Origin of the sequence: Psychrobacter sp. TB20-MNA-CIBAN-0197 (assembly GCF_040309765.1) — a bacterium.
Classification (GTDB): Bacteria; Pseudomonadota; Gammaproteobacteria; order Pseudomonadales; family Moraxellaceae; genus Psychrobacter; species Psychrobacter submarinus.
This window is the reverse complement of the sequence record NZ_JBEOPC010000996.1, coordinates 1-254: the sequence shown is the minus strand read 5'-3', so window position 1 is coordinate 254 and position 254 is coordinate 1. Positions and strand designations below refer to the sequence as shown.

General features: G+C 40.9%; 1 tRNA gene. It reads right to left on the bottom strand.

Features of this window, described 5'->3' with window-relative positions:
* Nucleotides 1-51: 51 nt before the first annotated feature.
* Nucleotides 52-136: transfer RNA gene (locus AAEY83_RS16880), tRNA-Leu, on the bottom strand.
* Between the last annotated feature and the right edge of the window lie 118 nt (nucleotides 137-254).

Here is a 254-nt window from a genome sequence, read left to right as displayed (position 1 = left end):
GCGATATCCCAACTATAAATTTGATATTAATTTTAGTTCTTAATAAGAACATGGTGCGGAAGGAGAGACTTGAACTCTCACATCCTAAGATACTGGAACCTAAATCCAGCGCGTCTACCAATTCCGCCACTCCCGCATCACTAATGTGCTCATTTAACCTCTAAGCTAGAGTAATTCTTTTATTCAACTTTCCTTGGTAGAAGAAGTTGGCTGGGATACCAGGATTTGAACCTGGGAATGCCAGGATCAAAACC